The sequence below is a fragment of the Streptomyces sp. NPDC004111 genome (assembly GCF_042874215.1).
Lineage (GTDB): Bacteria > Actinomycetota > Actinomycetes > Streptomycetales > Streptomycetaceae > Streptomyces.
Genome location: NZ_JBIAMU010000045.1, coordinates 1 through 3,918 on the forward strand (window position 1 = coordinate 1; position 3,918 = coordinate 3,918).

Below are 3,918 nucleotides of genomic sequence, written 5' to 3' on the forward strand. Positions count from 1 at the left end.
GCCGTGGTCAGTTGCCGGAGTGGCAACTGACCACGGCCGGGCCAGGTCGGTGCGGTGTGCGGGACCGGGACGGCGGGCAGAACGAGCCGGGCCGAATGCAGTCGCCGCGTGATATGCGTAGCACTTACGTATCATGCGTATCACTCCAGTTCACAGCCATGGTCAGTGCCGTGGTTACTTGCCGGAGTGGCAACTGACCACGGCGGTTCGCCTACTGACCATAGCCGCCGTCGCACTGACCATGGCACTGACCACGGGGTGGCCTGGCGTGGCCGGCTCACGTCTTCGGGGCGGGCAGTACACAGGTCCGGCCGCCCGTGGTCAGTTCAGCGGATCGTGGACTGACCATGGGCCGGGGAGCCGTGGTCAGTGCCGATGTATGCGGTAACCACGGGCGGCGCCACTTACGCCTCAGAGGGCCAGGCCTCGGTATCCGGGCCCCAGTCCGCGCCGCCGGGGCCGGGGTGCGGGGCGGGGAGCGGGCACGGTGGGCGCCGGTGCGGGCGCGGCCGGTACGCCGCCCGCCTCCTGGCCGTCGTCCTGGTCGCCGTCGAGGTGGTGGCGCAGGCGGGTCGCGGCGAGGACGGCGGGGGCCAGGAGGCGGGCGGCGTCGGTGTCGAGTTGGGCGAGCGTGGCGAGCAGGACGTCGAGGGCGTCGTGTGTGCCGCCGCGGTCGGCGGGCCACCCGTGGGTGACCGCGTCCGCGAGGGCGCACACGGCGTCGGCGGCCGCGTCGGCGAGGGCGGGTACGGGGCCGGCGGGCGGCGGGGACGTCGTCATGAGGGGTCCAACGATCCCGTGCAGCCCGGGGCTTGCCGTGGTGGGGGTGAGGCTTGCCGGGTACGCCCACGGGGGCTTGCCGTGGTGGGCGTGGGGCTTGCCGGGAACGCGGTGTCCGGCCAATCCGGCCGTGGCGCCCCCGAAGCGCCACGGCCGGGGCCCGGGGGTTCACTGCCTGTTGCGCGTGGCCACCGCGACCACGACGCCGACGACGGTGACGAACAGCGTGCCGATCGCGGCGCCCACACCGATCGGCACGGCCGCCCCGGGGTGCTGCCAGGCCAGGTAGGTGCCGCCGCCCACCAGGAGCAGGAACGTACAGCCGAGCAGGATCAGGGTCATCAGGGCGTTCAGGGATCGGTTCATCGCGGGTTCCTTCGGGTTCGAGAAGTTCGAGGGCCGCCGGTACGGGTGTACCGGCGGGTGGTGCGGGGGCCACGGTCGGCGGGACCGGGGCGCGGATCGAGTTCTCGCGAAAATCCGCCGGGCACCCGTTCCGGTGCCTTGCGGGCGGGGTGGAACGAGGATTCGCGGGAGCTGGACATGAGGTCCTCCGGCGCTTGCATCCGGCGCACTGCCGTGTACGCGGGTGCCGGACAGCAGCGCCCCGTCCGGTACTGCGGACGGGGCGGGGTGTGCGGGGTGGTGGGGTGACTGTGCAGAGGGCCGGGGCAAGCGGCGCAAGTCCCCTTTCGTTCGGCGGTTCGGCTTCCCCTACTGCCAGCCAAGGGGGTCGGTTACCTGATGTGCCCTCTTAATTTGCAGAGGGGGTGTGGAATGCCACGCCGGAGCGGCCCCCCAATCCCCCAATGCAAAGCGGGGGTAGGGAGTCGCTGGCGTCCGCCGGACGGTGCAGACGACCGCGCCCCGTCCGGAGGTACGGGCGGGGCGCGGTTCGGGGTGGTGGGGTGATGGTGCGGGAGGCGGGGGCAAGCCGCGCAACTCCGCTGGAGCGCAAGAACTTCCCCGGTGTTGCGGACATCTCCCGGGGGCGGGGCCGGTGTCGCTACCGTGGGCAGAACGGCTCATCCGCACCCAGGGAGGCCCGCTGTGGCCAGGCTGACGACATGGAGCAACGGGCAGGAGACCGTCCTGCCCGACACGATCCCCGGCATCCGCGCCGCTCTCCCTCAGGAGCGCCGCGGGGACTTCGACCGGGCGGTGGCCGGCGCTTCCGTGAACGAGTTGCACGCGGTGCTGCGGCACTGGCTGTTCGAGCTGGCCGAGGACGACCAGGAGCGCGAGCTCACCGAGCAGCTGCGCGAGCGGGAGCGCCACGCCTCGTGAGCAAGCACCGCATCACGTACGCCCCGCCCGCGGATGCCACGCTCGCCAAGATGAGCAACAGCCAGATGTTCCAAGCGGCGGTGGCCGCGACGATCGGTGCCGATCCGTACGGGCACGGCTCCACTCCGGTCGGGTCCGACCGGGACCGGCGCGAGGCGACCGTGCACGGCGCGTTCGTGCGGTACGTCGTCTCGCCGTCCGTGCGGACGGTGACGGTGGTCCGGCTGATCACCGTCGACTGACCGGGCTAGGGTGCTGGGCAGTCCGTGCCGGCATGGGTGTGCGGGTCAGGCCCGGTGCCCGGAGTGCACTCTCTGTGGGGCAGTACCGCCGGGCCGCTCCGCCCGCCCCGCCCGCGCCCGTATCTGGACCTCTCCCGGCTCTGCGGGAAGAGGTGTCAGCCTGCTTGACAGGCTTGCCCATGGGGTCTGACCAGGCACAACGGGCCATGCCCGGTTTGGGGGGTGCCTACCTGCGGTGCAACCTCCGATGCGCCGCTGATTCCCCCGGTGCAGCCCACTGTGCAGCCCCCTGCCGGTGCAACCCCTGGCCGCTCCGCAGGTCGCCCCCTGGAGGGCGGGCCTGGGTCGTGGAGCCCTCCGCGCGGACCGCACGAGAACCGCGGGCGGACGGCGCCGGAGCGGCAAGGCCGGCAACCGTGGGTTGTCGGCCTTGCAACTCCGGCTCCGGCAGCGGTGGTCACCGGATGAGGGTGCGCAGGACAGGGATGCTGGCTCCCGTGCTGGTCATTCCGGCGAGGACGGCGGCGGCTGCCGGAACGCCTGTCAGGAAGGTGAGGCCTCCGGTGACGAGGCCGATGACGAGGGCGGTCAGCAGCACCACGGTGGTGTGCAGGGGCAGGAAGGGCGCCGGGTCGGAAGCCGAACCGTCCGGGTCGGGCGGGGTGGGCTGTTGCGGGTTCTGGTGGGTCGTCATGCCTCGACTGTGTGCCTGTTCAGGGCCGTGACCTGCCTGGGTCGAACGAATCCGTAGAGGACTGATCAGTTGGGCAACACCGCCGTACAGCCGGAGTGTTCGGCCGAACTCCTGACTGCGGCTCTTCCTGTACGGGCCTGTTCAGGCAAGTTCGGTGCTGTTCGGCCTTCGGGGCTCTACCGTGCTGGACATGCGGCACGGGAGTGATGGGGGCATGGCAGAACAGGGCAGCCCGGCGGGTAGGGCAGGGAGCTATGACGAGGGCCTGCAAGAGCAGGCGGAACGTCTGACGCAGTTGCGGGTGGAGCGCGGCAATCCGTCCCTGCGTGTGATCGAGGGCCGGGCCCGGGAACTGTTCGCGCAGGAGAAGGCATCGCTGCCGATCGCCACGCAGAGCGCGGCCTTCGGCGGCAAATATGTGGGCCTGGACAAGCTGATGTGGCTCGTCCGGACCCTGATGTCCTGGGACGAGTACGGCGACGAATGTCCTCCGCCCCACCGCAGATCACCCGACCTGGACCAGTGGCGCACGCGGTGGACAGCCCTCACCGCACAGCGGCCCACGCGCCGCCAGCCCCCTGACGCCACCGCGCCGTCTGCCCCACCAGATCAGCACAGGACATCGGAGCAGACCGTTCAGAGTCCCGCACCGGAGAATCAGGCCGGCCGCCCACCCGAACATCAATCGCCTTCGGCCCCGGCGGCTTCCGCACCTGGCCCGTACCTTCCTGCAAGCTGGATTCTCGGCCACACCGACCGGGTTGAGGCGGTGGCGTTCTCACCCGACGGGAGACTCCTCGCCACCGCCAGCGACGACCACACCGTGCGGTTGTGGGACCCGGCCACCCAACAACCCATCGGCACCCCCCTCACCGGCCACGACCACGCGGTCTATGGGGTGGCGTTCTCACCCGA

Annotated in this window: 6 protein-coding genes; 3 read left to right on the forward strand and 3 right to left on the reverse strand. The window is 71.4% G+C overall.

Features of this window, described 5'->3' with window-relative positions; all coding sequences use genetic code 11:
• Nucleotides 1-411: 411 nt before the first annotated feature.
• Nucleotides 412-780: a hypothetical protein gene (locus ACFYVL_RS43995; protein WP_389255698.1), complete on the reverse strand. Its 369-nt coding sequence runs from the start codon at nt 778-780 to the stop codon at nt 412-414.
• Between the two features lie 168 nt (nt 781-948).
• A complete protein-coding gene (locus ACFYVL_RS44000) occupies nt 949-1,146 on the reverse strand; it encodes a hypothetical protein (RefSeq protein WP_389255700.1) in 198 nt (65 codons plus the stop codon).
• A 684-nt stretch (nt 1,147-1,830) separates the two neighbouring features.
• Between ACFYVL_RS44000 and ACFYVL_RS44005 the strand changes: the two genes are divergently transcribed.
• Together ACFYVL_RS44005 and ACFYVL_RS44010 are read left to right on the forward strand one after the other, a co-directional pair.
• Entirely contained in the window at nt 1,831-2,067 is a 237-nt protein-coding gene (locus tag ACFYVL_RS44005; RefSeq protein WP_389255702.1) for a hypothetical protein, read from the forward strand.
• A gap of 50 nt (nt 2,068-2,117) precedes the next feature.
• On the forward strand, nt 2,118-2,309 hold the full coding sequence (locus ACFYVL_RS44010) for a hypothetical protein (protein ID WP_389255760.1): 192 nt from the start codon (nt 2,118-2,120) through the stop codon (nt 2,307-2,309).
• 457 nt (nt 2,310-2,766) lie between these two features.
• On the opposite strand, the gene ACFYVL_RS44015 is transcribed toward ACFYVL_RS44010, so the two are convergent.
• Nucleotides 2,767-3,003, reverse strand: coding sequence for a hypothetical protein (locus tag ACFYVL_RS44015; RefSeq protein WP_389255704.1), 237 nt, complete (start codon nt 3,001-3,003; stop codon nt 2,767-2,769).
• A gap of 214 nt (nt 3,004-3,217) precedes the next feature.
• On the opposite strand from ACFYVL_RS44015, the gene ACFYVL_RS44020 reads away from it, so the two are divergent.
• Nucleotides 3,218-3,918: WD40 repeat domain-containing protein (locus ACFYVL_RS44020; RefSeq protein WP_389255706.1), on the forward strand; the 701-nt coding region annotated here is incomplete at its 3' end.